Source organism: Brevibacillus sp. NL20B1, from assembly GCF_018195675.1.
Lineage (GTDB): Bacteria > Bacillota > Bacilli > Brevibacillales > Brevibacillaceae > Brevibacillus > Brevibacillus aydinogluensis.
Map to the genome: position 1 here is coordinate 1 of NZ_JAGTPT010000049.1, position 2205 is coordinate 2205.

Genomic DNA, 2205 nt, shown 5'->3' on the forward strand with positions numbered 1-2205 from the left:
TGGGGAGTTCGGTCTTTTGGATCAGCGTGGACGACGTACAGCGTACATCGATCAAGATCGACATGTGAAAAAATTGAAACGGGAGAACGAAATTCTAAAAAAGTGTTTGGAAATCTGGATGCGGGAGGTGTAAGAAAAAAGTATCGTGTGATGGAGAATGTCGCAGCGTTGTACCCGATTACCGAACTCTCCAAACTTCTTGGTGTATCGAGGAGTGGGTATTATCGGTATCTTGCACAGAAGGAGTGGGATTGAGACGGAGAACTGAAACAGCAGATTCAAACCATCTATGATGAACGAAAAGGAATATATGGGTATCGAAGAATTCAAGCGGAACTCTTTCGTCAATACGGCAAGGTTGTGAATCATAAGAAGGTGTTACGACTCATGCAAATTCTTGGGCTGAAAGCCATTATTCGTGGCAAGCGAGCGTATCGGAGCACGTATCGAGCGGCTGAATCTGATGGTCGTGTTGCCGAAAATCTGTTGAAGCGTGACTTCACAGCCGAGAAACCAAACCAGAAGTGGGTCACCGATGTTACCCAGTTTCGTGTAGGAGATCAACGTATCTTCTTATCAGCGATTAAAGACTTGTTTCACAACGAAATCGTGGCGCACCATGTGAGCTTACACAATGACAATGCCCTTGTCCTGGAGACGTTTCGGAAAGCATTTGAAAAGCATAAGGACGTGACTGGACTGATCGTACACAGCGATCAAGGCTCCCAGTACACGTCCCACGCATACCACGACATGCTGCAAAAGGTTGACGCCCGAATCAGCATGTCGCGAAGGGGCAATTGTTTAGACAATTCCCCTATGGAGAGTTTCTTCTCGCACTTAAAGGCAGAAGCTCTCTATCCTTATGATATTCGAAGTCTGGATGAAGCGCAAAGACGAATTGAGGAGTACATTCGTTTTTACAATGAAGAGCGTTTGCAAATCAAATTAAATAAGCTGACGCCAGTCGAGTACAGGCGTCAGCATGCGGCCTAACGGCCGGGGGTTTTTTAAGTGTCTACAAAATGGGGTCTTGACCAATTGTTCGGCGAGGGAGTTTATCTGCAATCTTCGGCAAGCTATTGATCTACACACGTCTCATTTTCTACCAGATTGCTGCGCGTTTTCATATAGCTGAAACATATCCATCTCCGCGTCCAGAGACTTGGCGTTTTGGAAAGCTTCCTTTACGCTTCGATTGTTCTGAATGAGATCGTAGAAAAGCCTCAGCACAAACATGAGCGCGTCATTTCCATCCGGATAATCATTGGGCCCAATATAGATTTCGCAACCGCTGTCGAGAAATGCTTGTGCCGTCTCTACGTTTCCTGCTGAGCACCCTGTGCTGATTACTGTTTTCCCTGCCAGTCTGGCAAATCGTCTGATCTCCTCCGGCCCAAAGTTACCCTTGGGTTCTCCTGGTTCATAGACGCTTTCTTCCAGCTCTGGCATAATCAATTGGCCTTCCTCGCCATGAAAGCAAAGAACGATCGTATCCGTATTCGGATACAGATCCTTACCGGACAGAATATCAATCAGATCATATGGTCTGCCGACCCAATACGTAAACACTCTTGCACCAAAATACTCCAGAGTAGCTCGGATTGCGTGGACTTCCATATCGCAATCAGGTCCGCATACCAATGCTACGTTCATTACAGGCTTACTCATCTTTTCATCCTCCATATGCTCTCAATTTTTTGCATTAAGATATAGAGTAGAATCATATGGAGGTCCTCGGGCTTTGGGGCGAAAGGCTATTCGTTACATCTGATCCCGAATCAAACTCATTGAAGAAATCTCCTTTTTTAACATTTCTTATATTTTACCTATAGGCGATACATAAGTGCAATTATCGATAAGGACTGTTTACTGAAATTGACAGAAATCCAGCAGGTGGTAAAATTACAAAAGAATAAGCGAAGGAAACGGAAAAATATTTATAACAAGACAATTGAGGTAAAAACCCCCACAGCAAAAAGAAGGAAACAAACAGATGTTATCCTTCTTTTTGCCGTTATTTGTTGAAAGGATGAGTTCGACGTGAAGAAATGTAAGAATATGATCATTTTGATACTGGGGGTGGTGATTTTCTATTTATGGCTAAATGATACAAACAAAGATTACGCCATCAATCCTGCAGAAGAAAAGATTTACGGGCTAAAGAAATATGGAAACAATGTTATTGTCTCTTCCATGTCAAAT

Annotated in this window: 2 protein-coding genes and 1 pseudogene; 2 read left to right on the forward strand and 1 reads right to left on the reverse strand. The window is 43.6% G+C overall.

Annotated features, from left to right (window positions below; all coding sequences use genetic code 11):
- Nucleotides 1-255, forward strand: a pseudogene (locus KDN35_RS19640) (IS3 family transposase); the annotation flags it as partial.
- A 9-nt stretch (nucleotides 256-264) separates the two neighbouring features.
- Nucleotides 265-996, forward strand: coding sequence for an IS3 family transposase (locus tag KDN35_RS19645; protein WP_249179216.1), 732 nt, complete (start codon nucleotides 265-267; stop codon nucleotides 994-996).
- 102 nt (nucleotides 997-1098) lie between these two features.
- Here KDN35_RS19645 and KDN35_RS19650 read toward each other — a convergent pair whose 3' ends face one another.
- Nucleotides 1099-1671 (reverse strand): delta-aminolevulinic acid dehydratase, encoded by a 573-nt coding sequence (locus KDN35_RS19650; RefSeq protein WP_171563941.1) that lies wholly within the window; start codon nucleotides 1669-1671, stop codon nucleotides 1099-1101.
- Nucleotides 1672-2205: the final 534 nt, after the last annotated feature.